The sequence below is a fragment of the Ancylobacter sonchi genome (genome assembly GCF_018390695.1).
GTDB lineage: Bacteria > Pseudomonadota > Alphaproteobacteria > Rhizobiales > Xanthobacteraceae > Ancylobacter > Ancylobacter sonchi.
Genome location: NZ_JAHBGF010000034.1, coordinates 1 through 1379, shown reverse-complemented (window position 1 = coordinate 1379; position 1379 = coordinate 1). Strand labels below are relative to the sequence as shown.

Annotated in this window: 1 protein-coding gene and 1 pseudogene; both read right to left on the bottom strand. The window is 46.0% G+C overall.

From position 1 onward, the window contains the following. Positions 1-136: 136 nt before the first annotated feature. On the bottom strand, positions 137-922 hold the full coding sequence (locus KHC28_RS20775) for a glycosyltransferase family A protein (RefSeq protein ID WP_214010294.1): 786 nt from the start codon (positions 920-922) through the stop codon (positions 137-139). A 231-nt stretch (positions 923-1153) separates the two neighbouring features. Beyond that, positions 1154-1379: pseudogene (locus KHC28_RS27520) on the bottom strand (integrase core domain-containing protein); the annotation flags it as partial.

Below are 1379 nucleotides of genomic sequence, written 5' to 3'. Positions count from 1 at the left end.
ATGACGCCTGCCGAGTTCGCCCTCAAATCCACGCTGGAAAAACAGGCCGCCTGAGGCCAGAAACGAAACCCAGGACTCTCCCTCAGACCGGAGGAGAGAAGGGGCTCAGGTCACGCGTCAAATTGGAGAGCGCGCATCAATCCATAAGCCTCGCAATAGTAATGCCATATTTTCGCTCAAAATACTTTTCCAATTCCGCTACAGCCTTGTCATTGGCCCCGTCAACATTAAAATTACTATAGAGATTCGGGCCGACGCCAGTACCTGGAAAAGTATTTATCCTATAGTCTTGATTTATTAAATACGTAGAAACTCTATTTATCGCCGTATGCCACTTGAACCATAAATCATCCGATGTTTTTGCTATAGTTATAGCATCAAATATGTTTGTTACCGAATCAGAAAAAAACGATGGATGGTACAATATGCCATCTTTTCCGGTTCCGATGTTATATATACTTGGATTTTCAATCTTAGATTTTTTCATCCAGCGTCGATATGGAGCAAATACTCCACCATTTCGCAACATGCGATGGCCACGAAATGCTATGACGCAATTGTATCTATGATAATAGTATACTAGAGTCGACAACCAATCGCTTGGATAAATTGTATCATCATCCGCGGTTGCAATTAAACTATTGTGCAGAATTGGGTCAGCAATAAGCGGGAGCAATTTTCTATAAGGACCAATATTGGGCACACGACACCACTTTAGCCGACTATCCAGTTTCATTTTTTGTTGAAATTCATAAGGAATTAAACGAATCCCCTCATCAAGCAAGTACGGCTCTGTTGAGGTAAACAACCGAACCTCGAAATTTGGATAATCCTGATTCAGCAAACTATCTATAGTAAAATTCAAGTCGCTCAAGCGAGAACTGATTGTTGTTAGGGAAACGATTATCTTTTTCTGTGTCATGTCAGCGATTCGGAGTCCAGCGTCGATAAATCCAAATTTCTTTCTTAAAGTTTAATCCGCATCGTATTATGGCGCAATGCGGCACTGCAAGCGCAGTTACCTGCGCCCCTGATCCTCGTTCAGATTTGGGTAGAGTCCTAGGTTCTTTTGAGGTGCTTCCCGCATTTGGGCCAGCCGGAGCTGGACGATTCCGGGGTTATGGCTCGTGCCGGCGGGAGTGCCAGATAAGCCGTTTATGAGCGTGATCGGAGGCTCATTACCGATCGCGCTGTGCAGGCGAACCTCATTGTATTCTCTGCGCCTGACCTCCATTTTCGCAAGGGCGTCGTCAAGGCTCATGAACCATGACGTGCTCCCCTGCATTTCTGCCACGGATAAGTTGGGTCCTTCGATCAGGAGAAGGGCCATGCGGCGCAGCCGTTTCAGCGAGGAGCAGATCATCTCGGTGCTGAAGGAG

Bases quoted from the DNA above. Each gene is read 5' to 3' on its own strand.
- KHC28_RS20775 (WP_214010294.1), bottom strand. From the start codon at position 922: ATGACACAGAAAAAGATAATCGTTTCCCTAACAACAATCAGTTCTCGC.